Here is a 25,342-nt window from a genome sequence, read left to right as displayed (position 1 = left end):
TTAATAAGCTATTTTGTAGTATTTTTCCCAATGCATAGTTTTTCTATAAAGCACTTCTTTTTTAGTACTTTTTCCTAAAACTACGGTATTTTGCTCTTGGTAATCATCTTTAGCTAAAGCATTCACACTTGCCCCAGCTACTACCCCTAAAGCACCAATTTTCAAAGATTTTTTTAAAAAATCCCTTCTTTGATTGGCCTCCATGTTCTCTCCTTTGAAATAAAAGTAAAGAATAACTATAAATACTTATTTTCAAAGTATTTATACACTTAACAAAATAAATTTTGCATATTTTCACTTAAGATTTTATTTAATTTCTATTTTCATAAAAAGATGATTTTGATAATATGTATTTTGGTAACAAAATACATATTAATTTCTATAATTTACTAAGTTCTTCTATATTTGTTTTGCTAAATTTAGTAGGAAGTCTTGGCTCATAAGGAAGTCTTTGTAAAGCCTCATCTGCTACACTTTTACCTTCTTTTTTTATAGGTGCTTGTACTTCCAAATAAGCTCTTTCATTTGCAAAAAAGACTTTCATAATATTGGCAATAGCAATGTAAAAATTTGAGTTTTTGTGGATTTGTAATTTTTCTATAAACTCATCTATTACAGGGTTTATCACAAAACGAAATAATTGCTGTGCAACTTTTAAATCATGCTCAATAATACTTGCCATAAAAGCAAACAAAAAGCCAAATTCATCTTCACTTTGCCTGCAATCTTCTTTTTTTCTAAATTTGGTTTTTCTAATAATTTCACAGGCTTGAAGCTTCATTTTACCATCATCCCTACCCTCATCATAAAAAGAAGCACTAATAGGCACATTCACATAAGAAAAATCAAAAAACACTCCATTTTGTTCTTCTTTAAAACTTGCAAAATCACATGCACTAAGTTTTTCAAAATCAGACTTTAAACTATCATCTAAAGGACTTTGAGCTAAAACTAAAACTTGCTCATGCCAAATTTTAAACTCATTTTCGTCGATAAAATTAAAAGCTTTTGAAAAAAATTCATAAAAATATTTGCGCGAAAGATCAATATCTTGTATCATTAATTTTCCTTGTTATTTTTATTTGATTATAACAAGGAAAATTTAAAAAAATCAAGTGAGATTTTAAAATTTTGTTTTAGAATCGTAAGTAAACGATGGATTGATTTGTTTTTTATCGCTTAATTCTTTATACCAATAAGAATGTAAAATATAAACTTCCTCTTCTTCTTTATAGCCACTAATCATAGAGTGGATACTTCCTTTAATAGCAAATACGGCCATGTAAATATGAATAGCAAAAAATACTGCACATAAAATACCCAAAATATTATGGATGATAGCTGAAGCTCTTAAAATATCTATATGAGAAATGCCAAAAATAGATTGCAAAGAAGTAGAATTAAAATCAAGAAAAAACATAAACGCACCAGTGATTATCATCAAAAAGCCACCAAAAACAGCTATATAATACCAAGATTTTTGACCAAAGTTAAACTTACCCGCAGGCACAGGTTTTTTCTCTTTGCTTAAATATCCACCTACTATCATCATCCATCTTAAATCATAACTTGCAGGAAGCATTCTTTTAATCCAACACAAAAGCATAGGAATGATAGAAATGATAAATAAAATAGTAGCAATACCATGTAAGTTTTTACACATTCTTACAAAAAATCCACCGCCAAAATACGATCCAAAAATCATAATAAGTCCGGTTGGTACAAGGATAATCCAAGAGATTGCTGCTACAAAATGAAACAATCTTTCAAATACTGAAAAAGCGTAAATTTTCTTACCATCATGAGAAAATTTCTTTGGACCTATGACCATATAATGCAAAGCAAAAGCTGAAATTACCACTATAAGTATAATCAAAACAGCACTTGCAATATACTCACCTTGCAGTTTAGTCCACAAAGCACCAAAATTTTGATAACTTTCTATATTCATCACTCTTTGCACATCCCAAATTTGAGTATTTTTAACTTCAAAATTTTCTTGAGCAAATAGAAAGTTAAAACAGGCTAAAAGAGCTAGTATAACTCTATGCATAAATTACTCCTAAACATTACACGCTAGAAAAAGCTTAGCATTGTAGTTTTGTTAATTTTCAGTTTCCATTTTTATTTTAAAAAAAGTTTTATTTAAAAAACATAAATTTGCAAAAAACTACAAAAAAACTCAATTTTTAGTTTCTTTTTGAATAATTTTCATAACAAAACTCTCTTATCGTAGATAAATTTTCATTCTTATCTAAGAATATTAAATTTGGAAGTCTTACTCCATTAAAAGTGGTGTTTTTAACTATGGAATAATGAATTTGATCTAAAAATACTATTTTTTGCCCTATTTTTAACTCTTGATTAAAAGCATACTCACCCATGATATCCCCTGCTAAGCAAGTATTACCACCAAGTAAATAAGCAAATTCATTTTCTTTTAACTCGCTGTAATTTTGTCCATCACGACTTGATAAAATTCTAGCATTTAAAACCTCGCTTGTATAAGGCATAATGATAGTATCTGGCATATGAGCTTCGCTTGAAGTATCTAAAATAGCTATTTTTTTCTCATTTTCTACTATATCTATTACACTTGCAACTAAAGTCCCGCACTGCCAACCCACAGCCTCACCTGGCTCAAGATACACTTGCACACCGTATTTATCGCTAAATTTTTTACAAAGATCAATTAGTTTTTGCGTGTCATAACCTTCTTTAGTAATATGATGGCCTCCACCAAAATTAACCCATTTTATATTTTTAATAAATTTTGAAAATTTAGCCTCAAAAGCATTTAATACAAGCTCTAAAGAATGCGCACTTTCTTCACACAAAGCATGAAAATGAAGCCCACTTAAAGCACTTAAATCTTCATTTTCAAAATCAATCGCACGAATTCCTAATCTTGAAAATCTACCACAAGGATTATAAAGTTCTTTTGGAGCCACTGAAAGCTCTGGATTACAACGCAAACCAAGAGACTTGTGGCTTGCTTTATCTTTAAATTTTTTAAACTGATTAAAAGAATTAAATACTATATGGTGTGAAAGATCTATGATTTCATCTATTTCATCATCTTTAAAAGCAGGTGAAAAAGTATGAATTTCTTTATTCATATATTCTTTTGCAAATTTAGCTTCCCAAAGCCCACTGCAAGTACAACCTGATAGATACTCACCCACTATATCCATAGCACCTGAAAAAGCAAAACCTTTTAGAGCAAGCAAGACTTTTGCTCCACTTTGCTCACTCACTTTAGCTAAAAGCTCACAATTTTTTCTAAGCTTGTCTTCTTCTAAAATATAAGCAGGGGTTTGAAAGTCTTTATCTAAATGATTTTTAATTAGCATTATTTGTCCTTAATTTTTGATTTAAAACCACTTGTATAACAAATCATATTAAAATTATATCTTGTTTTTATAATTTACAATCATTAATCAAATAATAGCTATAATCAAAATCCAAATCAAAATTAATTTAGGAGTAAAAATTTAATGGATAGAAGGTTATTTTTAAAATTTAATGCTTTAGGTTTAGCAAGTATTAGCAGTGCTTATGCAATGGGGGATCATTCTCATCATAATATGCACTCAAAACATACACAAAAAGATACAAAAGAAATCAATACTTCTTTTATAAAACTAGAAAATCCAAACATTAAACTACTCGATGAAAAAGACTTTCCTAGCGGACAAACATTAGCAAATTTAAAACTTCTAAAAAACACAAGTACAAAGAAAAATTTCTTTAGATCAAGTATAGAAATCAAAGAAAGTCAAATAGAGCTTGTTAAAGGTAAAAAAACAAAATGCTTTACTTACAATGGCTCTATACCTGGACCTAAAATAGAAGTTTATGAAGGTGATACTGTAGAAATTTTGGTAAAAAATAGTTTAAAAGAGCCAACTACTATCCACTGGCATGGACTTGACATACCACCTGAGCAAGATGGCAACCCACACGATCCTATCATGCCTGGTAGAGAAAGAATTTATCGCTTTAAACTTGGAGAAAATTCAGCAGGAACCTACTGGTATCATCCACACCCACACTACACCACAGCAAAGCAAGTTTATAAAGGCTTAGCAGGGGTATTTGTAGTAAAAGCTAAAAAAGATGCGTTGTCGCATTTACAAGAACAAGATTGGGTGATTAGTGATTTGCGTTTAGATGAAAACGCACAAATTCCTGATAATAATTTATTTGATTGGCTAAATGGCAGAGAAGGAAATTTAGTTCTTATCAATGGACAATTAAAACCAAAAATAACACTTGACAAAGCTCAAAGAATTCGTATTTATAATTTTTGTGCGGCAAGATATTTAAATTTACGCATTAAAGGTGCTAAATTTATTTTAGTAGGAACTGATGGAGGGCTTATAGAAAAAGGTGTTGAATTAGATGAGTTATTTTTAAGTCCTGCTTCAAGAGTAGAAGTGCTAATCAAAGCAAGTAAGGGTGAATTTAAACTTGAAAGTACTTATTATGACCGCGATAAAATGCTTGTTAAAGAAGAACCTTACACTCTTATGTTAGCTGATCTTAAAGTAGAAAAAACTATAGAAAACATACCTGAAAAGCTACGAGAATTTCCACCTTTAAAAGAAGCTACAAGCTTTAAAGAAGTGATTATGAGTGAAGATCATATGCAAATGCATGGTATTAGTAAAAAAAGTGAAGAAGAAATCAAAAAAAGCCTTGCCTCTATGTTTTTAATCAATGGTAAAACATTTGATATGAATAGAACGGATTTAACCTCAAAATTAAATGAAGTAGAAGAATGGGTAATAAAAAACAAATCGCATATGGATCATCCTTTCCATATACATGGAACACAATTTGAACTCATATCTTCTAAATTTAAAGGTAAAATAACAAAAGCAAAATTCAGAGCATTGCAAGATACGATTAATGTAAGACCTGGAGAAGAATTAAGACTTAGAATGAGTCAAAAATTTACCGGTATTAGAATGTTTCACTGCCATATTTTAGAGCATGAAGATCTTGGAATGATGGGAATTTTAGAAATCAAAGAATAAAGGTAAAAAAAATGGTAAAAGTTGAATTTCTAGGGCCAATTAACAAAGAAAGCTTAGAACTAAATGTAAGTAATCTTAAAGAATTAAAAGCAATTTTAGGGCAAGATGAAAGCTTAAAAGAATGGCTTGAACTTTGTGCAGTTGCTTTAAATGATGAAATGGTTTTTGATGATGAAACTACCTTAAAAGATGGGGATAAAATTTGTTTATTACCACCGGTTTGTGGAGGATGAGTTATGTTTGAATTACATCAAGGAGCCTTAGAAATTCCTAGCATTTATGCTAGATGGTATGAATATGCTAAAGATAAAAACTGCGGAGCTTTAATCACATTTTGCGGTATAGTGAGGGCTGAAGATGAGATTGAGGCTTTGAGTTTTGATATATATGAGCCTTTATTAAAAACTTGGTTTGAAAAATGGTGCCAAAAACTTGCAAATGAAAATGTAAGCTTGATGTTTGCTCACTCTATCGGTGAAGTTAAGGTGCATGAGAGTTCTTATTTTGCTGGGGTTTTAAGTAAGCAAAGAAAATTAGGACTTAAGTTAATTAATGATTTTGTAGAAGATTTTAAAGCAAGTGCGCCTATATGGAAATATGATATCATTAATGGCGAAAAAATTTATGCCAAAGAACGCTCTTTGAAACTTCAAGGAGCAGGAATTTTAAGCACTAAGGACTAAAATGCTAACTTCTTATAGTCAAAGTTTAGACATACTTCATTCACACATACAAGCATATGAAAAGATAGAAAATATCGCTTTAACACAGTGCTTAGATAGAATTTTAGCCATAGACATCAAAGCTTCTACTAACAACCCTCAATTTCCTACTGCTTCTATGGATGGCTATGCGATTAAATTTAGTGAGCAAGATGAGCCTTTGTCTATCATAGGCGAAGTACCTGCGGGAATTTTTCCAAGCTTTAAAATACAAAATAAAGAATGTGTTAAAACCTTTACAGGCTCTTTGATGAGTGAAGGTTGTGATACCTTAGTGCCTGTGGAAAAAGTTGAAGTTAAAAATGGTGTGATTTATATAAAAGAAAAAGTTCCACAAGGCTTTGCTGTAAGAAAGGTGGGCGAGAGCTACACCGAAGGTGAAATTTTACTCACAAAAGGCACAAAGCTAGGCTATAGCGAGATAGCACTTTTAGCTGAGCTTGGATATTTTCACATTAGTGTATTTGCTAAACCTATCATAGGCGTGCTAAGTAGTGGAAGTGAAATCAAAGACTTAGGCGAAAGCTTAGAGCACTCTGCACAAATTCGCTCATCAAACCATGTAGCCATAGCTAATATGGCAAAAAAACTTGGTGCTGAAGCTAGAATTTTTCCACTTTTAAAAGATGATATGCAAAAAACCCCAAGTGTTTTAAAACAAGCACTTAATGCGTGTGATATTTTAGTTACCACCGGTGGAGTTTCCATGGGGGATTTTGATTTTTTAAAACAAGCTGTTAAAGAGTACGAAGTCATCCTAGACAAAGTCGATGTAAAGCCTGGCAAACACATCAAAATAGCCAAATTTGAAGACAAATTCATCTTTGCTCTACCGGGTTTTCCATACTCGGCTATGGTAATGTTTAATTTATATGTAAGAGAACTTTTAAATGCTTGGCTTTTACAAGAAAAAGACTATGTATTTAAGGCATTTGCAAATACTGACTATAAGAAAAAAAGTCCGCATTTAGAATTTGTAGCTTGTAATGTAGAATTTAAAGACGGAAAAATTTATGCCAATTTAAAAGGCAAAAAACAAGGTTCAAGTGCTATCATAAATAATTTAAACAACAAAGCTGCACTTATGATAGCAAATGATGATATAAAAGAAAATGATTTGGTTGATATAATTTTTATGCCTTAAACAAGTGCTTTTTGAATTTTTTCAAAAAGCATTTTTGCTTGTTTTTGATTTTGCTCTAACTCGCTTAAAATTTCACTCACTTCACGCAAGGTTTTTTCTTCTTTTGTATTTGGATTTTTAGCACTTAAATCATAATTTCTTTCTTCAAGTTCTTTTTTACTTACCAAATAAGAATTAGCCGTGATTTTTCTTTCTTTATAACATTTTAAAAATTCTTGCAAATGCGTGTATTCTAAAGGTTTATTTTTAGTCAATTTAAAAGGTGGTACAAGCTCATAGTAATAGACACTTTCATCATTTTCACCACAAATGCTTCTTTGCCCTTTAGAGAAAAAAAGCACATTAGTTTTTACCGCACTATAAGGTAAAAATATCCCACTTGGCAAGCTTAAAACACATTCAAGATTAAAATTTTCTAGCAAGTCTTTTTTTACACTCACAAAGGCATTTGAATTTTGAAAAAGCACCCCTTCAGGCACTACTATGGCACATCTTCCATTGTTTTTCAAAGACTTTAAAATATGTTGTAAAAACAAAAGCTCAGTAGCGTTTGATTTTACAGGAAAGTTATTTTGAATTTGATCTTTTTCTTTACCACCAAAAGGAGGATTTGCCAAAATCACTTCGTATTTTTCATTTTCAGTTATGTCTGTGATTTTTTTATTTAGAGTATTGGTTTTGATGATATTTGGGGACTTAACCTCATGTAAAATCATATTCATCACACCCATTGCATAACTAAGTGGAGTTTTTTCTTTACCGAACAAGGCATCATTTTGTAAAAATTCAAGTTCCTCCACACTCAAATTTGCTTTTTTCTTTTTTGCCCTATCTTCATAGAGAATATGCAAAAAACTCTCTACTAAAAATCCACAACTCCCACACGCAGGATCGTAAATTCTCTCTTTTGCTTTAGGGTCTAGCACCTCCACCATAGCTCTAACCAAAGGTCTTGGGGTATAAAACTCCCCGCTATTTCCCCCATCACTTCCCATGTCTTTTAAAAGCTTCTCATAAACCTCACCCAAAGCAAATACATCACTTTCTTTGCTAAAACTTAGCTCATCAACTAAATTTATAACCTCTCTTAAAGTATGGCCATTAGCTATGCGGTTGTCTATAAATTCAAAAATTCCGCCTATCTTATACTCTATACTTTTGAAATTTTCATTATCTTTGAAACTTTTTAGGTATGGAAAAAGCTCATCATTCACAAAGCTTAGCAAATCACTTCCACTTAAAGCGTTTTTTACATCAAGCTTTCCTTCACTTGTTTTAGGTGCTGCCCAAGCCCTCCAACTAAATTTTTCTTGCAAAATAGCCCTATAAGGCTTTTCATCTAGCTCAGCTTCTAGCTTTAACTCTTCTTCATAATCATCTAAAAATTTCAAAAAAAGCACCCAGCTAATCTGCTCACTATAATGCATAGCACCGCTTATGCCATCATCGCGTCTTAGAATATCTGTGATTTTATCGATTTTACTTTGCATTTTTATCCTTTAAAGCTTTTAAAATAACCTTATCAAAATCTGACTTATAGTTTTTATCTTGAATAACTCTAAATTTATAAAATTCTTCCTTAGCAAAATCATCTGCTAATTTCTTACTTATTTTGCCATTATCTTTTAAAATTTCTCTTTCATTAAATTCTAAAAAAATATCTAATCTATCTTTCCAATCTTGCATAGTCATAGCTATGTTTTTCTTTGCTCTATCTTCAGCATAGTCAAGATACATACCAACTATACGATTTAACTCTAAAAGTTCATCTTGACTAAGATAATTTTTAGCAATCACCACATCGCTTTGTAAAATTTTTCCTTCAGGGGCATTTTTCCATGTATAAAGTCCCATATTTTCTTTTTTATGATCTGCTCTTTGTTTTATAAGCTCTGCTGCAGTGTGTCCATGTGTAGCAAAATGGAGTTTATTTTGCACACTAGCAAAAAACTCTTTAGTCAATTCATCATTTTTGTCATAATCAATCGCTGTTGTATAAATATCTGTTATCTTTTGATAAAACAACCTTTCGCTAGCTCTTATTTCTCTGATTTCTTCTAAGAGTTCATCAAAATAGTTTTTATTTATCACACTACCATTTTTCAAACGCTCTTTATCTAACACATATCCTTTAATGCTAAATTGTTTTAAGATTGTTGTAGCCCATTGTCTAAACTTTGTGGCTTTATAAGAATTTATTCTATACCCTACACTTATAATAACATCAAGATTATAAAATGCTATCTTCCTTTTAACTTCTCTTTTACCCTCTTTTTGAACTACCGAGATTTCCTCGGAAGTTGAATTTTTATCAAGTTCATTTTCTTTATAGATATTACTAAGGTGTAGATAAATATTATCACTAGAACATTCAAATAACTTAGCCATTAAAGCCACGCTAAGCCATATATCATCATCTTTATAAATCACTTCTAAAAAATCTTCTTGATTTTCTAAACTAAAACTTAAAAAATCCATAGCAAGATTTCGTTTGATGTTTCTTTGCATTTTTATCCTTCAAAAAATATGCTAAAAAAATCAAAAATTTTTAACATATCTAACCCATATGTTAAAATTTGATAAAAATTTTAACATTTATAATCTTCCTTGAAAAGCTTTATCTAGTAAGGACTTTTTAAGCTCTTGTAGATTTTTTATCTGCATTTGATAGTTTTGCTTTAAATTTTTTACATGAGAAGAAAGTTCATCTAAATGCGAAGCGATTTGCTCTTGCTCTTTAAGTGGTGGAATACTGAAAGTATTTTGTTTTAGCACACTAAAATGCCTTCGATATCCTAATAATGGAATATCTTTGTATAATAGTTGAAAAAATAAAAATTTTGTATTAAATCTTTCTATGTCTTTATTTAATAATATTTTTACCCCATCTGCACCAACAATAAAATCAAAATCTATAAATTTTAAAACCCTAGTGTGATCGCCAAAAATTATACATGAGTTATTGCAATTATTTATTTTAAATACTTTTTCATAATTATTTGAATATCCAATAATAAATTTTTTAGATTGATCTATTATGGGTATGCAACCTTTTTCTAAATAATCCTTAGTATTTAATTGATAATTTTTAGAACTTGGGCTGTAAAAAATATTATCGAAATTAAATTTCTCCCAACCTTGTGGGAGTTTGTAGTTTTCCTTAGTATTATCCTTTAAAGGGTTAAAAGCTTTTTGCAAGGCACTTTGGATTAACTCATCTAAATTTAGCAAATCTTGCTCTAAAATTTTTATACTCTCATCTATCTTTGCAAAACTCTCATCTAAAATCCCCACTATCCTTTCTTGCTCTTGTAAAGGTGGTAGTGGGATTTCGATTTGTTTAAGTTTATCTATATTTAAATTTTTTACAGTAGAGCCAGAAGCTTGATAAGATAAAAAGTCATACATAAAATTACTAGAAAATAAATAGTAAAAATATTCCTTATTTAAATTAATTTTTTCTTTTAACAATAGCCAACCATCGTGAATTGCACCTTTTTGTAATTTTACAATAACAGGTTTGCCAAAACTCATGGAATTTGAAACTAATAAATCCCCCTCGATAACCAATTTGCTTTTTTTAAGTCCTTCTTGTATAATTTTTTCTTCTGTTGCATAAAGATATTTTTGATTTTTTATATCACCTATTTTAATCCAATTTATACCATCTTCTTTATCCGTTAAAAATTCTTTAATCGGTCTAGGAGAGCCTCCTCTTTCAATATTAAAAATTTCCCCAAGCTTTTTAACTTCCCAACCCTGCGGTAATTTTGTCATTTTGTTCCAATGCTTATTTTATTTATCATATCTTTTACTATATCTTGCCCATCTTTTGGTAGTTTTGATATTTTTTCTACAAAATCTATCATAGGTGTATTTTCTTGTTTTATTTTATCCAAAGTTATATTTGGATTTTGATTAATCATATCTACCAAATTAGACATTAATCTTTCTTGTAACTCTTTTGCTTTTTCATTATCGCTTAATTTTTCCATTTGTTCTTGGTATCCATAGTATGTTTTAGCAACCGTTTCTTTGTGTTTATACTCTTCTTGAAGTCTTTTTATTTCATTGCGTCTTCTAGTCGAAAAAATACCTAACCAAACTAATGAAATATAAATAGGTAATCTTAATACAGCTAAACTAAGAATACCCATATAATCATTAGCGTTTATCTTGTTTAACTGATTGATTACTAATTCACCTGAAAGACCAATTATTGAAAATATAGAAACAAATACCACGCAATTCCAACCTACAATAGGCCAACAATAATTCTCTTTAGATATTTCATAAGAATGAGCTAAAGAACCATTAGTAGCACCACCTAATAGTTTTTTAATATCTTTTTCTATTTCAATAAATTTATCCTTTTTCTCTTTTTCATATAACTCAAATGCTTCTTTTTGCGTTTTAATATAATCTTGTAATTCTTGTTTTAAATCTTGTAATTCTTGTTTTAATCCACCATTTCTTGCATTGCTTTCTTTAACAAATTCTCCAAAAGTTTCATCATAAAATTTATTAAAATGATTGATTTTAGTTGATAAATCTTGTAATTGTTTTTCTATATCACTTTTTACATTTTCTATTTGGTCATATAAAGATTCATCATTATCTTCTCCACAAATTAAATTATATTTTTCTTGTATTACTTTAAGTTTATCATTTGCTTCATTTTCAAATTCTTCTATATTTTCTTTTAAATTTTCTAATTCTTTTTTTAACCCACCGTTTCTTTCATTATTTTCTGCTTCAATTTCTCCAAAAGTTTCATCATAAAATTTATTAAAATTACTAATTTGACCATCTAAATCATTTAGCTTATAATCTATGTCATTTCTTATATCTTCTATTTGGTCATATAAAGATTTATTATTATTTTCTCCACAAATTAAATTGTATTTTTCATTTATATATTTATATTTTTTTAAAATATCACTTCTTATACTACTTATTTCTTCTTGTATTTTTTGTATTTCTTCCATAAATTATCCTTTAATTTAAATAAATCTCCCTTTGTAAATCATCAATGCATTTTTTTAAATTTTCCATACCTTCAAATTCACTCACTAGCTCTTTTACGCTACCTAAAGAGCTAAGATCTATAAGTGTTTTTAACCCACTATCAAAGTCTTTTATGCCATACTCTTGATACCTATCTAGTAAAAACTCGACAAGCTTTAAGGCTTTTTCTTTTTGGAAGCGTTTTAAAAATGCACTATTTTTTACATTTAGCACGCGTTCATGGCGTGTTTTTATCTCGCTGTTAAAGCTTAAGTGTGCTAGCACATCATACACATCGCAGTCTTTTTGCTCAAAAATCACTGTCAATTCTTCCAAAACCTGCTCGCTTATGCGGTCTTTTTCAAGTTTTTGTAAAAATTCTTTCCTGCTTGCTTGGTTACTCCAAATCTCGCGTAACCTTGTCTCATCGTTATAAAATTCTGCTAATTTTCCTACTAAAAATTCCAAAAATTCTTTTGTGCTAAGTGGCTTGTCGCTATCTCCTATGTAGCTTGTCGTTATATCAAGCACTTTTAGTTTGGTGCCTTTTAAATGCACGGTGACTTCTTTTTGCTTAGTTGCTTCTTTAGGGTTGCTTTGCTCTCTTTTGTTTTGTATAGTTTTTACCTCGGTTTTTTCTTCATCTTTGATCTGCTCGCCATCCCATTTAGGATCATAAAAAAGTCTTGTTACTCCGGTAAAATCTAGTATAGTAAAAAAGTCTTTTCCCTCATACACCCTAGTGCCTCTTCCGATGATTTGCTTAAATTCTATGATAGAACCTATATTTGCCAAAAGCACTATGTTGCGGACATTTCTAGCATCTACTCCTGTGGTTAGCATTTTAGAACTAGTGAGTATCACAGGGTAGCTTTTGTCATTATCTTGAAACTGCTTTAAGTACTCAAGCCCTATTTTACCCTCATCACTTGTAACCCTCACGCAGTAGTCATCTCTTTTTACACTTTTAAATTTATCAATGGCTCTTTTTACTTCACTTGCATGGGCTTGGTTAGCACAAAAGATGATGGTTTTGTCCATAGGGTTGATGAGCTTTAAAATTTCTTTAGCTAGAAAATCGTTGTATTGAGGTAAGTGAATATTTCTTTCAAATTCATTGATCTTATAAAAGCCTTTTTCTAACTCACCTTCTATGATATCATCAGGGTTGTACACATAGCCTTCACTAAGCGTAGTCGTAACACGCTTAACTTTATAAGGAGTTAAAAAGCCATCTTCTATACCATCTTTAAGACTATACTCATATATACTTTCGCCAAAATACCTATAAGTATCTACATTATCGCTTTTTTTAGGCGTAGCAGTAAGCCCTAAATGCGTGGCCGATGAAAAGTACTCTAACACCCCTGCCCAACTACCTTCTTCATTCGCTCCACCTCTGTGGCATTCATCGATGATGATAAGATCAAAAAAGTCTTTGGGGTATTGTAAGTAGAATTTGCTTTCTTGTTCTTCATTAACATTTTCTTGTTCTTTTGAATTTGAAGCTAGACTTTGATAAATTCCAAAAAACACATTTGCACTTGTAGGCACTCTGCCATTATTTTTTCTCAACTCTTGCGCACTCACTGCCACGCAATCTCCCTCTATAGGATTAAACTCTCCTAAAGCTTGATCTCTTAAACTCACCCTATCACATAAAAATAATATCTTAGGTTTTTTGTCTTGATTTGTTTTATTCCACCTAGCTTCAAGCAAACGATAACACAAAGCAAAGGCTATAGTGGTTTTACCTGTGCCTGTAGCAAGAGTGAGTAAAATTCTATTTTTACCGTTAATCAAAGCTTCTATGACTTTATCAACTGCGATCTTTTGATAATATCTTAATTCTTTTTGGGGTATGTATAATTCTCGCTGTGATAAAAGCTTGTATTGCCATTCTTTTAAATTTCCATAAATCCTAGCAAAAAGCTCATTTGGGGTTGGAAATTTTTCTATATACTCACCGCTTGAAGTTTTTAGGTTGTATTCATAAATTTTATCGCCATTAGTGCTATATACAAATGCTACATTTAAAATTTTAGCATATTCTATGCCTTGAGACAAGCCATCTAAAGGATCTTTGCTTTGTTTTTTAGCTTCTATGATAGCAAGATTATTGTTTTGAAATTTCAACAAATAATCTGCAAATTTTCTTTCGCCTCTTTTATTTCCTATAAGCTTACGCCCATCGGTAAAATAATAATTTCTTATGATATTTTCTTCACTCCAAGAGCTAGTGTGAAGTTTTACATCTATGAGTTTAACTCTAGTATCATCTTCTGAAAAATGCTTAAGTTTCATGGCTTCCTTATGGATAAAAAATTTAAATAATTATACCATAAAAATCAAACCAAAACCCACAAACGCACCTTTAGTATAGTATCTTACTTTATTTTCCCTATTGCAATAAAAACCTAGCTTTAATATAATTTCAAAAACCACAAAGGAGAGAAAATGGACTCAAAAATCTTTTTAGAAAATGGTCGTGTTAAAAGCAAAGGTTATGCCATGCTTAGCAAAGATTCTAAATTCACACCTTTTGAATTTACACGCCATAAAGTAGGTAAAAACGACATCTTAATCGCTATCAAATACGCAGGAATTTGTCATAGTGACATACATACCGCAAGAAGCGAATGGGGCGAGGCAACCTACCCTTGCGTACCTGGCCATGAAATAGCAGGAGAAGTTATCGCGGTGGGGGAAAATGTGAGTAAATTTAAAGTAGGTGATTTTGCTGGGGTTGGGTGCATGGTAAACTCATGCGGAGAGTGCGAAGCATGCAAAAAATCTCAAGAGCAATTTTGCGAAAATGGTAAAACCATCTACACTTATAACTGCAAAGATGTATTTCATGATAATGAAAACACCTATGGAGGCTACTCAAACAACATCGTAGTAAGTGAAAAATTTGCTATCAATGTGCCAAAAAATGCACCACTTGACAAAGTAGCGCCTTTACTTTGTGCGGGTATTACTACCTATTCACCGCTTAAATTTTCAAACATCAAAAAAGGCTCAAGTGTAGCCGTAGCAGGATTTGGTGGGCTTGGTATGATGGCAGTAAAATATGCTGTGAAAATGGGTGCAAAAGTAAGTGTTTTTGCAAGAAATGAAAACAAAAAAGCACAAGCTCTAGCTATGGGTGTGAGTAATTTTTATACTAGTACAGATAAAAGTGCGGTAAAAGAAAGATTTGACCTCATCATTTCCACCATACCAACCCCTTATGATCCGCTAGCTTATATGGATTTGCTAAAATTTGGTGGTGAGATGGCTATAGTAGGATTACCTCCACATGAAGTAAGCCCTAGCATTAACATCATTCACTTTGTACATAAAGCAGGTAAAAAAGTATATGGCTCGCTTATTGGGGGCATTAAAGAAACTCAAGAAATGCTTGATTTTTCTTTAGAACATGGAATTTATCCTGAAATTGAACTCATCAAACCAAGTGAGATTGACAAAGCTTATGAAAACCTCACTTCAGGAAAAGCCAAATTCCGCTATGTAATCGATATGAGTGAGCAGGATTAATACTCATCAAAAATCACATCGCTAGTGTCAAAACCTCTTTGCTTGGCTATTTCAAGCAAAGAGTTTATTTGCTCTTTTGCTAAAATCTCTCTTGATAAAATCCATAAATATTTTTTATCAGGACTACCTACGATAGAAACTTGATAGCTTGTGTCAATGTAAATAATCTCATAATTTGGCTTGTTAAAAACATTCATAAAAATACTAAATTTAACCGCTAAAGATCTTGGTGATTTTACCCTAGCTTTGCCATTTGCCTGAGAGATTTCTCCATTTTCTTTAGTGCATATATTTTTGACTTTGATTATAGGTGTAGAGCCTTCATACTCTAGCTCATATTCTGCTTTAGCACTTTTGCAAGTTTTTTGAAAAAACGCAGGTTTTCTAGCCATTTCTAACCATGTGCCCATGTATTTTTCTAAATTTATACCATCTAATAATTCTATCATTTTTCTTCCCTTTGATTTGCCTCGCCCCAATCACACATCGCTTGTAAAATAGGAATTAAACCTTGACCTTTTTTAGCAAGGCGGTATTCTACTTTTGGAGGGATTTGTGGGTATTCTTTACGCGTGATTAAATCATCATTTTCAAGCTCTCTTAAAGTATGTGTTAAAGTCTTAAAAGAAATATTACCAAGATATCTTTTAAGTTCATTATATCTTACTACTTCATAGCGAAATAAACAGTACAAAACGCTCATCTTATACTTTCCCGAAATCAAAGATAAAGTATAATTAAATCCGCATTCCGTAAAATCGCACTTTTCTTCCATATACTTTCCTTTTATATAGTATCTTACATAAATTTCAGTATTGAAATAAAATTATAGTTAAATTATAATTTTAAAAAACATAAAAAGGAAAAATATGCAAAAAGTATTATTATTAAATGGTGCAAAAGAATTTGGACACTCCAAAGGAAGATTAAACACAAGCTTGTATGAGCTTGCACTTAAGACTTTACAAGAGCTTGGTTTACAAACCCAACAAACACACATAGATCAAGGTTATAACACAAACGATGAGGTAGAAAAAATTCTAAATGCTGATGTTTTGATTTGGCAAATGCCTGGTTGGTGGATGGGAGAGCCTTGGATAGTGAAAAAATACATTGACGATGTTTTCACAGCAGGACATGGAGTGTTTTATAAAAACGATGGTAGAAGTCATAATGAACCTACTAAGAATTATGGCACAGGTGGGCTTTTAAAAAATAAAAAATACATGCTTTCGCTAACTTGGAATGCTCCAATGCAAGCTTTTGATGATGAGAATGAATTCTTTAATGGAGCCGGAGTTGATGGAGTGTATTTACACTTTCACAAAGCACATGAGTTTTTAGGAATGAGTGCTTTGCCTACTTTCATAGCAAATGATGTAATCAAAAATCCTCAAGTACAAGAATATTTCACAAATTATAAAACGCACTTAGAAAAAATTTTTAAAGCTTAGAAATTTGGGATTTGATGCTAGAAATCATTGATTTTTTAGCCTCAAATTCACTTTTTAAATTCAAAATAATCTGTCTTTTAGTCTCAATAAAATCAACAAAACTTTGCATATAATTTTTATAAATTTTTAAAACTACAGGCTTATTTAAAAGCAAATCTTCAAATTCATATACATTAAGCTCGGTTAATACTCTTTGATGTACTTCACTTGCTTTAGGATGATACAAGCTAAACTCAGTGCTATCAAGCTCGTAAAATTCTTTACTTGCATTCATTTTAGTACTAAAAAATCCCAAAGTAAGTTTAGTAGCACTTTCATAATTTGCCAAAGCCTTTAGATTAAGCTTTTCTAAAAATAGATCAAGTTCAAGTTGGCTTTTAAACAATAATTGTTTAAAATCTTTTAAAAAAAGTTCTTCACTAGCACTAGCAAAGCTTCTAAAACTAGCAAATTCTTTTTCACTTTCTAAGACATTTTCTTTTTGTAAATTTGAAAATTGAGCCTTAAAAAGCAAAATTTGCTCTTCTAAATGAGTAAAAAATAAGGAAAAATCATCTTTAATTTGACTAAATTCTAAAGCGATTTCATTTTTTAATCTTTTAAATTCCTTATTCATTGCTTCAGAGTTATAAAACATAGCCAAAAACGCATCATCACTTGAAAGATATGGTGCTTTATAAGCAACTTTTTCATAAAGATTTTTCTTAAATAAACCCTTAGCTTCTTTATAATAACTACTATCTTTTTCTTTGATAAATTTTAAAATTTCTTGAGCAATTTTTTCTCCAACAAGTTTTAATTTATCTAAACAATTATGATTTAAAATTTTGATTTTTTGCTCTAGCTTACTTACTTTGAAAGTTTGCAAAATAGTATTAAATTTAAGCTCTAATTGCTCTAGCGCATTTTGAAACAAATCATATTGATTTAACAAAAGCTCGCATAAATTACTAAGTTTTTCTTTAATAAAATCTTTTTTAATGCACTCATAATCAAGTTCTTTTAAATACTCATAAAGCAAAGGTAAATTTGACTTTTGCAAATCAAATTTTGCTTCTTTGCATGAAATTGCGATGATTTTTTCAAAATACTTATCAAAAACTAAATGTGCATAATTTAAAACATTTTCTAGCTCATCTTGACTTAACTTGTCTTTTTGATTAAGCACGCAAATTCCACCACGCTCTAAAAGCTTAGCATTTGCCTTTATAGCATCTTCTTCACTTTTTTTACCTGCATTATCAATCAAACTAAGCCAAATAGCACTATGCATAAAAGAAAGCTCTTTAAAAGTAGTTAGCGTATCGGTGGTGTTTGCATTTAAACCTGGGGTATCTATAAGTGTGATATCTTTTAAAAGTTCAATAGGCGCAAAAAGGTGCAAACTTTTAGTTTCTTTTAGCTCATTTCTTTGATCGCTAAATTTAGAAAGTTCGTCTATATCAACAATCTCATCACTGCCATCTTCATATTCAACTCTTAAAAAATACTCCTTAGCATAGCGTAAAAAAGTGGGCTTAAAAGTCACTGGCACCACACCTGTTGGCAGGCATTCTTTTTGTAAAATCAAATTTAAAAGCGTGGATTTACCGCTGGAAAATTGCCCTATGATAGCCACATTAATGGCTCTTTTATAGCTAGCTATAATCATTTCAAGATCTTTTAAAAACACATCATTTAAATGCAAGCTTGGTTCTAAAAATGCATTTTTGATTGCTAAGATTTTTCCTTCAAAACTATCATCAAAGCTTTTACAATAAGCATTTTCATAAGCTTTTAAAAAATCATTAATCAAATCATTTTGCATTTAAAAGCTCCGTTTTTAAAGTCTTTAAACTTTGTAATTTTGTATTATTTTTTTCTAAAAGTTCTTTGGAGTTTTGCTCGTTTTGTTCTATTTGTAAAATCAAGTCTTTTAAGTCTTTGATTTGTTCTTCTTGCTCTTTTTCATATAAATTCAAACTAAGCTCTAAATTAGTAAAAAATTCTTGATTATTTTTTAAATCTAGTGCGATTTTTTCTATATTAAATGTTTGTAATTTTTCTAAAATTTGATTTTCTAAAGAGCTTTCTAGTTTATAAATATCTTGCATGGATTCTAAATTTTTTAAAAGCTCCGCTTTTAATGCCATAAAAAGATCATTGGTAAAAATGCTTTCTATTTTTGTTTCAACCTTACTTTTAAAATCATCACAATTTTGCTCTAAAATAGCTTTTAAAAAATCATATTTCACACTTAGTGTGGTTTTAAGCTCATTAATTTTATACTCACTTTGCTGTTTTAGCTCTCTTAAAAGATCAAAAATTCCATCTTTTAAAGTCATATCAATGATAGTATTTAGTCTTTGAGTGTTGTTTTTGATTTTATTATTTTGATTATATTTTAGCTCATCTATAAGTTTTTCTTTTAATTTCTTAGCTAGTAAATGCAAAAGTGTTAAAATTTCTTGAGTATTTTCATCTTTTGTGTTAAAAATAGCACTTAGTTCTGCTTTTACTTGCATTAATTTTTCTTTTTTTGCTTTAAAATTATTGATAATAGTTTGATTTTGCTTATCAAGCTCAAAGCTTTCATAATTTAGCATTTTATTAGAAAATTTAATTTTTTCTTCTATTTTTTCTAAATGTAATAATAATTCTTTTTTATAAGCACTTAAAGCAATTTTGTTTTTATCATATAAGCTTTTAGCTATAAGTTCTTCTAGTGTTAAAATATTACTTTGTTCTAAATTCCCACCTTTTTTTTGATAAAAATCATTAGCTAATTTTGAAGAAATACACACAAAATCTAAATTATCTAATAATTCTTGGCTAAGCTGCTTTTGTACTAAATTTTCTTTGAGTTTATTTTTAGTATAGCTAATTACTTCTTGCAAGTCTTTTTGACTAAGCAAGTCAGCCTTAGTAAGCACAATCAAAAGCTTACTTACCCTTGAAGTTAGCAAACATTCTATAATAAAATCACAATCTTTTTGACTAAGACTTTGAGAAGCATTCATAAGGTGAATTAAAAAGTCAGCCTTGCTTATATAATCTTTTGTTAAAAGTTCTCTTTGGATAATAACATCATCAAGTCCTGGAGTATCAACTATACAAACATTATCTTTTAAAAAATCAAGCGATGAAAAAAGCTCTATTTTTTTAATAAGTGCTGAAATTTTGTTTTTTGCGCTAGTATAATTTTTTAATTCTTCAATTTTTATTTCTATATTTTTATTTTCTTTTTCAAGATATTCATTTAGATTAAAATTTTGCTCGAGTTGTTTTATAAGTTCTTGCATGTCTTGATTATCTTTAGAGCTTTTTAAAATATCTTGCCATTCTTCATCATTCCAAAAATATATCTTAGCTTTTTGGTCTTTGCCGTATTTTAAAACACTCAAATTTGCAGTTTCAGGCACATTAGATACACCTAAAAAATCTTTTTTTAAAAGTGCATTTAGCATGCTTGATTTACCTGCATTTACCACACCCGTTACCGCGATAGAAAAATCAATATTACCAAATTTAACCAAAGCTTCTTGTAAGAGTTTTTGAGCTTTTTCATCCTCGCAAAGCTCTTGTAAGTTTTGATTAATGAGATCTAGTGTTTGATGTGAGTTTTTAACTTCTTGCTTGTAATCTTTTTGAATAACTTTTTGCCTAGATACAAAAGCATATATTAAAGTATTATCGGTGATTTTTTGAAGTTTTTCTAAGGCTTTTAAAAGCTCGTTTTTGTCTAAAATTCCCAAATTTAAAGCATTAATAAAACAAACCTGTGCATACTGTATACCATAAAGATCTAAGCGTAAATTTAAGCTTTTCATCAAATTTTTAAATTCATTTAAAGCGCTAAATCTTTCATAATTATCAAGATTAGTACTTAAAATAATTGCTGCTTTTTGAGCATCAATTAAACTTTCATCAAAAAGTGTATTTGTATCAAGATAAACGCTATGATTTTGCCAAATTTGTTTTAGTAAGGTTTTAAGAGCCCCCTTTTCTTGGGGGCTAGGATTATTTGTTTCTTTGAGCGACAAGCTGTCTTCTCATATAAGCGATTTTGCTTTGTAAAGGTAGTTCTTTTGGACAATTATCTTCACATGCAAGTAAAGACATACATCCAAACACACCATCATCATCACCCACTAATTCATAAAAATCTTCTATGGTTCTGTGATCATGTGGATCTTGTAAATATCTAGCTGTTCTTAAAAGTCCAGTAGCTGCGATAAAGTCAGGTCTCATTAGCTTAGTCGCACAAGAAGCAACACAAATTCCACACTCTATACAACGATCAAGTTCAAAAGTCTCATCAGCAACTTCTGGTTCAATACGCTCTTCAAGTTTAGAAATATCTGTTTCTTTTTCATTATGTACCCAGCTTTCAACGCGTTTGCACATACCATCAAACCACTCACCTGTATTAACACTCAAATCTTTGATATGTCTAAATGCAGGTAAAGGCATAAGCTCTATAACGCCATCTGGATAATCTTTTGTCAATGTTTTACAAGCAAGTTTTGGCTTACCATTGATCATCATAGCACAGCTTCCACAAATCCCTGCTCTACATACAAAGTCAAAACTCAAATCCGCATCCATTTTTTCTCTGATTTGAGTTAAGCACACAAAAATCGTCATAAATGGAGTTTCTTCAAGCTCATAAGTAACAAAATGAGGCTTAGAAATTTTACTTAATGGATTATATTTAAATGCTCTTATTGTTAATTTTCTACTCATAATCAACTCCTATTCTTTGATTTGGTGCTTTAAATTTAGCTTGTAATTCATAAGGCATTAAAGCATGTTGAATTTCATATCTACCTTTGCCTTCTGCTTCCATTTTTTCACGGATCGCATCAACTTCAGCTTGGCGTTTTTCACTTAATGGGTTTTCAATGATATTTCCTTTAGCACCATAACCTCTAAATGCAGGTGGGATTTCCATTTTCATAATGTCAAGATCTTCATACTCAACTCTAGGCATACTTTCACCTTCTACCCAGTAAGTATTTGTTCTTTTCATCCAATTTAAATCATCTCTTTTTGGATAATCTTCTCTATAATGAGCCCCACGGCTTTCTGTTCTTAAAAGTGCACCATAAGCAACACATAAAGCAATTTTTAGCATTCTTGGAACTCTATAAGCTTCTTCAAGCTCTGGATTTGCACATTTTAATTCTTTATCATGTACTTTTAAATCAAGTGATTTTTGATATAACTCTTCAAGCTCTTTAACCGCTTCTTCAAGACCTTGACCTGTTCTAAAGATAGCTACTTTTTCCCACATAATGTCTTTCATTCTGTTTTTGATTTCAAATACATCATGTTTTCCTTCTTTACTTACAAGAGATTTTAAATAATCATACTCTTTAGAAAGGAAAGATTTAACGATGTTTGTATCAATTTCTGAACCATTTTCTTTACAATATTGTGCAAAATAATCCCCTACGATCATACCTGCAACAACAGTTTCTGAACATGAATTTCCACCCAAGCGGTTAAATCCGTGCATGTCCCAACAAGCTGCTTCACCACATGCAAAAAGACCATTTAGCCATTGACTTTCACCGGTTGGTTTTGTTCTAATACCACCCATTGAGTAATGTTGCATAGGTAAAACTGGTGCCCAGCCTTTTGGACCCTCATCAGCAGGATCAATACCATTAAATGTTTTACAAATATCTTGAACATCACGAAGATTTTTTTCAACATGAGCACGACCAAGGATAGAAATATCAAGCCATAAATGATCTCCATAAGGGCTTTTTACCCCTTTTCCTTTTCTAATATGTTCCATCATTCTACGACTTACAACATCCCTACTTGCAAGTTCTTTTTTCTCAGGCTCATAATCAGGCATAAAGCGGTAACCATCAACATCTCTTAAGATACCACCATCACCTCTACAACCTTCAGTTAGCAAGATACCACTTGGCACGATTGGAGTTGGATGAAATTGCACTGCTTCCATATTTGAAAGTCTACAAAGTCCAGTTTCAAGTGCAATAGCAGCTCCTGTACCTTCACAAATAACAGCATTTGTAGTTTGTTTATAAATTCTGCCATAACCACCTGTTGCAATCATAGTTCCTCTAGCAACATAAGCAATTAATTCTCCATTAGTTAAATCTCTAGCAATAGCTCCTAAACATTTTTTACCATCATGAATTAATCTTACTGCTTCCATTCTATCAATGATTTTAACTTGATGTTTAATCGCTTCATTTGCCACACCATATAACATACAATGCCCTGTTGCATCAGCTATATAACATGTTCTCCATTTTTTAGTACCACCAAAGTCTCTTGCATTTATAAGACCATGCGCTTCTTCTTTTTCTTCGATAGTAGTTTTTTGAGCGTTTATAACAACAGTTCTAGGTCCTTTTGTAACTCTAGTCCAAGGCACACCCCAAGCAGCAAGCTCACGAACCGCTTTTGGAGCAGTTTGTGCAAACATTCTAGCTACTTCTTGATCACAGCCCCAATCAGATCCTTTTACTGTGTCAGCAAAATGCACATCTTCATTATCACCTTCGCCTTTTACACTATTTCCTAAACTTGCTTGCATACCACCTTGTACAGCAGCTGAGTGAGATCTTTTAACTGGACAAATACTTAATAAAGTTACACTCTGACCACTTTTTGCAACTTCAATAGCAGCTCTTAAACCTGCAAGACCACCACCAATAACTAAAGCATCACTATATTGTATGTTCATATTTAGCTCCATCATAAGTTTTTACTATTTGCGCTACAGAGTTGTTTTGGTAATTATTAAGACCTATTTTTGCAAAAGCAGCTAAGCTTAATACACCTAAAACTAAGAAGAAAATACTAATAAACCATTTTGCTTTTTTAAGTTTTTTACGACTTTCTTTTGCATCTTTACCTTCAAACCAACCCCATTTTACACATAATCTATATAAACCAATACTTCCATGCAACTCAACACAGATTAATAAGGCAATATAAAATAACCACATAAAATGACTTACCACTCTATCGCCTGACATATCAGCACTGATTTTATCTGCATTAGTTATAACAAAAATCAAATGCGCTGAACCTAGGAAAAACATTACAAAACCAGTTGCAGCCTGAACCCACCATAAAGAGGAATCACCATGATTCATATATTTTAAGTGTGTTCTACAAAGTTGATATTGTCTAAAATTGATAGGAAATTTTCTCATTGCAAGACCTGCATGCACAAAGAAAATCACTAAAACACAGGCGGCTAAAAAAGAAGTGATGTAGCTCATCATAGGGCTATCAATGATAAATTTTAGTTCCAAAAAGTGAACTACTGAATCAAAAAAATCATCACTAACCAAAATGGTAGAAACGAAAAACATATGTGCCCACATAAACAAGCCTAAAATCAAGCCTGTTGCACTTTGAATATAGTCAAGTTTTGCTGGCATTTTGCTTTTTTTGCCATCAACACTCTTGCCTAAAAAACCTTCAATGAGTTGGCTCATATTTACTCCTTTAAAAAGTTGATAATTTATAATATCGGAGCAATTATAGAACTTTTATTCTTAAAAAAAATAAAAATTTATAAATTTTTTTTAATATTTCTTAAATAAAAAGATAAAATTAGTCCTAATAAAAACATTATAATACTTAAAATTTGGCCCATACTCATACCAAAAGCAACAAAGCCTATACCAAAGTCAGGCTCTCTATAAAACTCACAAACAAAACGCGCTAAAGCATAAAAAATTGTATAATAAGCAATAAGCTCTCCATTGTATTTTTTATATTTTTTTATCAATAATAAAATGATAAAAACTATAAAACCTTCTAAAAATGCTTCATAAAGTTGCGAAGGATGACGCAATATCCCATCTACATAAATACCCCAAGGTACATCCGTAGCTCTACCAAATAGCTCTTGATTTAAAAAATTTCCAATACGCCCAAAAATATAACCACATGGCACACTAATAGCAACCAAATCTAAATATTTCCATAAATTTTGTTTATTTTTTTTACAAAAAGCATAAGTTGCTATTAAAAATCCTATAACAGCACCATGGTAACTCATACCTCTAATTCCTACAAATTCTCCATTATAAAAAGGATTAAAAATTTGCCAAGGATGCGTAAGATACCATAAAGTATTTGCATCATAAATTAAAATATAACCCAATCTTGCACCTAAAATTACACCAATTTCCACCCATATAAAATAACTATCAAGCATAGCTTTTGAAATTCCCATATTGTCTTTAATAGCATAGTATTTTGCAACCATTAAAGCAACAAGTAAGGCTAATACATACATAATACCATACCAATGCACTTTTAAACCAAAAATTTCAAAAGCCACTACATCAAAATTTGCATAAATATTTTGCCAAAATTCCATAAAAAAGCCTTTATAATAAAACACATAATATAGCAAAAAATTGTATAATTATAAAAATAACAAGGAGA

General features: G+C 30.7%; 23 protein-coding genes. 6 read left to right on the top strand and 17 right to left on the bottom strand.

Annotation, left to right across the window (positions count from 1 at the left end; genetic code table 11):
* From L8U37_RS03195 to nspC, 4 genes are all read right to left on the bottom strand, one after another.
* Positions 1 to 204, bottom strand: a complete 204-nt coding sequence (locus L8U37_RS03195; protein WP_133319416.1) for a twin-arginine translocation signal domain-containing protein — start codon at positions 202 to 204, stop codon at positions 1 to 3.
* 175 nt (positions 205 to 379) lie between these two features.
* Complete coding sequence (locus tag L8U37_RS03190; RefSeq protein WP_263728576.1) at positions 380 to 1,060, bottom strand: molecular chaperone; 681 nt, start codon at positions 1,058 to 1,060, stop codon at positions 380 to 382.
* A gap of 63 nt (positions 1,061 to 1,123) precedes the next feature.
* Positions 1,124 to 2,053, bottom strand: a complete 930-nt coding sequence (locus L8U37_RS03185) for a formate dehydrogenase subunit gamma (RefSeq protein WP_039627999.1) — start codon at positions 2,051 to 2,053, stop codon at positions 1,124 to 1,126.
* Between the two features lie 136 nt (positions 2,054 to 2,189).
* On the bottom strand, positions 2,190 to 3,353 hold the full coding sequence (nspC, locus tag L8U37_RS03180; RefSeq protein ID WP_263728575.1) for a carboxynorspermidine decarboxylase: 1,164 nt from the start codon (positions 3,351 to 3,353) through the stop codon (positions 2,190 to 2,192).
* A gap of 144 nt (positions 3,354 to 3,497) precedes the next feature.
* Here nspC and L8U37_RS03175 point away from each other — a divergent pair, with 144 nt between their 5' ends.
* Genes L8U37_RS03175 through L8U37_RS03160 form a run of 4 tightly spaced genes read left to right on the top strand, consistent with a single transcriptional unit; the run spans position 3,498 to position 6,908 of the window.
* On the top strand, positions 3,498 to 5,042 hold the full coding sequence (locus L8U37_RS03175; protein ID WP_263659480.1) for a multicopper oxidase family protein: 1,545 nt from the start codon (positions 3,498 to 3,500) through the stop codon (positions 5,040 to 5,042).
* A gap of 11 nt (positions 5,043 to 5,053) precedes the next feature.
* Positions 5,054 to 5,275 (top strand): molybdopterin synthase, small subunit, encoded by a 222-nt coding sequence (locus L8U37_RS03170; RefSeq protein WP_039617593.1) that lies wholly within the window; start codon positions 5,054 to 5,056, stop codon positions 5,273 to 5,275.
* A 3-nt stretch (positions 5,276 to 5,278) separates the two neighbouring features.
* Positions 5,279 to 5,725, top strand: coding sequence for a molybdopterin synthase catalytic subunit (locus L8U37_RS03165; protein WP_039627992.1), 447 nt, complete (start codon positions 5,279 to 5,281; stop codon positions 5,723 to 5,725).
* A 1-nt stretch (position 5,726) separates the two neighbouring features.
* On the top strand, positions 5,727 to 6,908 hold the full coding sequence (locus L8U37_RS03160) for a molybdopterin molybdotransferase MoeA (protein WP_263659479.1): 1,182 nt from the start codon (positions 5,727 to 5,729) through the stop codon (positions 6,906 to 6,908).
* Here L8U37_RS03160 and L8U37_RS03155 read toward each other — a convergent pair.
* The 5 genes from L8U37_RS03155 to hsdR form a co-directional block, all read right to left on the bottom strand.
* Positions 6,905 to 8,398 carry a type I restriction-modification system subunit M gene (locus L8U37_RS03155; protein WP_263659478.1) on the bottom strand — a complete coding sequence of 498 codons (1,494 nt, stop codon included), beginning with the start codon at positions 8,396 to 8,398 and terminating at the stop codon, positions 6,905 to 6,907. The genes L8U37_RS03160 and L8U37_RS03155 overlap by 4 nt on opposite strands.
* Entirely contained in the window at positions 8,388 to 9,416 is a 1,029-nt protein-coding gene (locus L8U37_RS03150; protein ID WP_263659477.1) for a virulence RhuM family protein, read from the bottom strand. The genes L8U37_RS03155 and L8U37_RS03150 overlap by 11 nt, the downstream gene beginning before the upstream one ends.
* An 87-nt stretch (positions 9,417 to 9,503) precedes the next feature.
* A complete protein-coding gene (locus L8U37_RS03145) occupies positions 9,504 to 10,685 on the bottom strand; it encodes a restriction endonuclease subunit S (protein ID WP_263728573.1) in 1,182 nt (393 codons plus the stop codon).
* Complete coding sequence (locus L8U37_RS03140; RefSeq protein WP_263728572.1) at positions 10,682 to 11,896, bottom strand: hypothetical protein; 1,215 nt, start codon at positions 11,894 to 11,896, stop codon at positions 10,682 to 10,684. Before L8U37_RS03140 ends, L8U37_RS03145 begins: the two co-directional genes overlap by 4 nt.
* A gap of 10 nt (positions 11,897 to 11,906) precedes the next feature.
* Positions 11,907 to 14,219 carry an EcoAI/FtnUII family type I restriction enzme subunit R gene (hsdR, locus tag L8U37_RS03135; RefSeq protein ID WP_263728571.1) on the bottom strand — a complete coding sequence of 771 codons (2,313 nt, stop codon included), beginning with the start codon at positions 14,217 to 14,219 and terminating at the stop codon, positions 11,907 to 11,909.
* 153 nt (positions 14,220 to 14,372) lie between these two features.
* Between hsdR and L8U37_RS03130 the strand changes: the two genes are divergently transcribed.
* The gene (locus tag L8U37_RS03130; protein WP_263728570.1) at positions 14,373 to 15,455 is read left to right on the top strand and encodes an NAD(P)-dependent alcohol dehydrogenase; all 1,083 of its coding nucleotides are present in this window, start codon (positions 14,373 to 14,375) and stop codon (positions 15,453 to 15,455) included.
* Here the strand turns inward: L8U37_RS03130 and L8U37_RS03125 are convergent.
* The gene (locus L8U37_RS03125) at positions 15,452 to 15,904 is read right to left on the bottom strand and encodes a lipocalin family protein (protein ID WP_263661085.1); all 453 of its coding nucleotides are present in this window, start codon (positions 15,902 to 15,904) and stop codon (positions 15,452 to 15,454) included. The two genes, L8U37_RS03130 and L8U37_RS03125, sit on opposite strands and share 4 nt — an antisense overlap.
* Positions 15,901 to 16,230, bottom strand: coding sequence for a MarR family transcription factor RrpA (rrpA, locus tag L8U37_RS03120; RefSeq protein WP_263728569.1), 330 nt, complete (start codon positions 16,228 to 16,230; stop codon positions 15,901 to 15,903). The genes L8U37_RS03125 and rrpA overlap by 4 nt, the downstream gene beginning before the upstream one ends.
* Positions 16,231 to 16,324: 94 nt before the next feature.
* Between rrpA and L8U37_RS03115 the strand changes: the two genes are divergently transcribed.
* A complete protein-coding gene (locus L8U37_RS03115; protein ID WP_263728568.1) occupies positions 16,325 to 16,909 on the top strand; it encodes an NAD(P)H-dependent oxidoreductase in 585 nt (194 codons plus the stop codon).
* Here the strand turns inward: L8U37_RS03115 and L8U37_RS03110 are convergent.
* The 6 genes from L8U37_RS03110 to lgt form a co-directional block, all read right to left on the bottom strand.
* The gene (locus L8U37_RS03110) at positions 16,899 to 18,716 is read right to left on the bottom strand and encodes a dynamin family protein (protein WP_263728567.1); all 1,818 of its coding nucleotides are present in this window, start codon (positions 18,714 to 18,716) and stop codon (positions 16,899 to 16,901) included. The two genes, L8U37_RS03115 and L8U37_RS03110, sit on opposite strands and share 11 nt — an antisense overlap.
* Positions 18,706 to 20,931, bottom strand: coding sequence for a dynamin family protein (locus L8U37_RS03105; RefSeq protein ID WP_263728566.1), 2,226 nt, complete (start codon positions 20,929 to 20,931; stop codon positions 18,706 to 18,708). Before L8U37_RS03105 ends, L8U37_RS03110 begins: the two co-directional genes overlap by 11 nt.
* A complete protein-coding gene (locus tag L8U37_RS03100; RefSeq protein ID WP_012661078.1) occupies positions 20,909 to 21,634 on the bottom strand; it encodes a fumarate reductase iron-sulfur subunit in 726 nt (241 codons plus the stop codon). Before L8U37_RS03100 ends, L8U37_RS03105 begins: the two co-directional genes overlap by 23 nt.
* Positions 21,627 to 23,618 carry a fumarate reductase flavoprotein subunit gene (locus tag L8U37_RS03095; RefSeq protein ID WP_133319436.1) on the bottom strand — a complete coding sequence of 664 codons (1,992 nt, stop codon included), beginning with the start codon at positions 23,616 to 23,618 and terminating at the stop codon, positions 21,627 to 21,629. The genes L8U37_RS03100 and L8U37_RS03095 overlap by 8 nt, the downstream gene beginning before the upstream one ends.
* Positions 23,602 to 24,381: a fumarate reductase cytochrome b subunit gene (locus L8U37_RS03090; protein ID WP_070255907.1), complete on the bottom strand. Its 780-nt coding sequence runs from the start codon at positions 24,379 to 24,381 to the stop codon at positions 23,602 to 23,604. Before L8U37_RS03090 ends, L8U37_RS03095 begins: the two co-directional genes overlap by 17 nt.
* Before the next feature lie 77 nt (positions 24,382 to 24,458).
* Complete coding sequence (gene lgt, locus L8U37_RS03085; protein ID WP_263664654.1) at positions 24,459 to 25,274, bottom strand: prolipoprotein diacylglyceryl transferase; 816 nt, start codon at positions 25,272 to 25,274, stop codon at positions 24,459 to 24,461.
* Positions 25,275 to 25,342 lie beyond the last annotated feature (68 nt).

The sequence above is a fragment of the Campylobacter sp. RKI_CA19_01122 genome, from assembly GCF_025771325.1.
In the GTDB taxonomy this organism is placed as follows: domain Bacteria; phylum Campylobacterota; class Campylobacteria; order Campylobacterales; family Campylobacteraceae; genus Campylobacter_D; species Campylobacter_D lari_D.
The sequence above is the reverse complement of the archived record's forward strand: the minus strand, read 5'-3'. Positions and strand labels throughout refer to the sequence as shown.

Excerpts from the sequence above, each read along its gene's own strand:
- rrpA (WP_263728569.1), bottom strand. The coding sequence starts at position 16,230 with ATGGAAGAAAAGTGCGATTTTACGGAATGCGGATTTAATTATACTTTA.
- nspC (WP_263728575.1), bottom strand. The coding sequence starts at position 3,353 with ATGCTAATTAAAAATCATTTAGATAAAGACTTTCAAACCCCTGCTTAT.
- L8U37_RS03170 (WP_039617593.1), top strand. The coding sequence starts at position 5,054 with ATGGTAAAAGTTGAATTTCTAGGGCCAATTAACAAAGAAAGCTTAGAA.
- L8U37_RS03115 (WP_263728568.1), top strand. The coding sequence starts at position 16,325 with ATGCAAAAAGTATTATTATTAAATGGTGCAAAAGAATTTGGACACTCC.
- L8U37_RS03175 (WP_263659480.1), top strand. The coding sequence starts at position 3,498 with ATGGATAGAAGGTTATTTTTAAAATTTAATGCTTTAGGTTTAGCAAGT.
- L8U37_RS03160 (WP_263659479.1), top strand. The coding sequence starts at position 5,727 with ATGCTAACTTCTTATAGTCAAAGTTTAGACATACTTCATTCACACATA.
- L8U37_RS03125 (WP_263661085.1), bottom strand. The coding sequence starts at position 15,904 with ATGATAGAATTATTAGATGGTATAAATTTAGAAAAATACATGGGCACA.
- L8U37_RS03195 (WP_133319416.1), bottom strand. The coding sequence starts at position 204 with ATGGAGGCCAATCAAAGAAGGGATTTTTTAAAAAAATCTTTGAAAATT.
- L8U37_RS03150 (WP_263659477.1), bottom strand. The coding sequence starts at position 9,416 with ATGCAAAGAAACATCAAACGAAATCTTGCTATGGATTTTTTAAGTTTT.
- L8U37_RS03190 (WP_263728576.1), bottom strand. The coding sequence starts at position 1,060 with ATGATACAAGATATTGATCTTTCGCGCAAATATTTTTATGAATTTTTT.
- L8U37_RS03095 (WP_133319436.1), bottom strand. The coding sequence starts at position 23,618 with ATGAACATACAATATAGTGATGCTTTAGTTATTGGTGGTGGTCTTGCA.
- L8U37_RS03090 (WP_070255907.1), bottom strand. The coding sequence starts at position 24,381 with ATGAGCCAACTCATTGAAGGTTTTTTAGGCAAGAGTGTTGATGGCAAA.
- L8U37_RS03155 (WP_263659478.1), bottom strand. The coding sequence starts at position 8,398 with ATGCAAAGTAAAATCGATAAAATCACAGATATTCTAAGACGCGATGAT.
- L8U37_RS03140 (WP_263728572.1), bottom strand. The coding sequence starts at position 11,896 with ATGGAAGAAATACAAAAAATACAAGAAGAAATAAGTAGTATAAGAAGT.
- lgt (WP_263664654.1), bottom strand. The coding sequence starts at position 25,274 with ATGGAATTTTGGCAAAATATTTATGCAAATTTTGATGTAGTGGCTTTT.
- L8U37_RS03185 (WP_039627999.1), bottom strand. The coding sequence starts at position 2,053 with ATGCATAGAGTTATACTAGCTCTTTTAGCCTGTTTTAACTTTCTATTT.
- L8U37_RS03110 (WP_263728567.1), bottom strand. The coding sequence starts at position 18,716 with ATGCAAAATGATTTGATTAATGATTTTTTAAAAGCTTATGAAAATGCT.
- hsdR (WP_263728571.1), bottom strand. The coding sequence starts at position 14,219 with ATGAAACTTAAGCATTTTTCAGAAGATGATACTAGAGTTAAACTCATA.
- L8U37_RS03165 (WP_039627992.1), top strand. The coding sequence starts at position 5,279 with ATGTTTGAATTACATCAAGGAGCCTTAGAAATTCCTAGCATTTATGCT.
- L8U37_RS03130 (WP_263728570.1), top strand. The coding sequence starts at position 14,373 with ATGGACTCAAAAATCTTTTTAGAAAATGGTCGTGTTAAAAGCAAAGGT.
- L8U37_RS03145 (WP_263728573.1), bottom strand. The coding sequence starts at position 10,685 with ATGACAAAATTACCGCAGGGTTGGGAAGTTAAAAAGCTTGGGGAAATT.
- L8U37_RS03100 (WP_012661078.1), bottom strand. The coding sequence starts at position 21,634 with ATGAGTAGAAAATTAACAATAAGAGCATTTAAATATAATCCATTAAGT.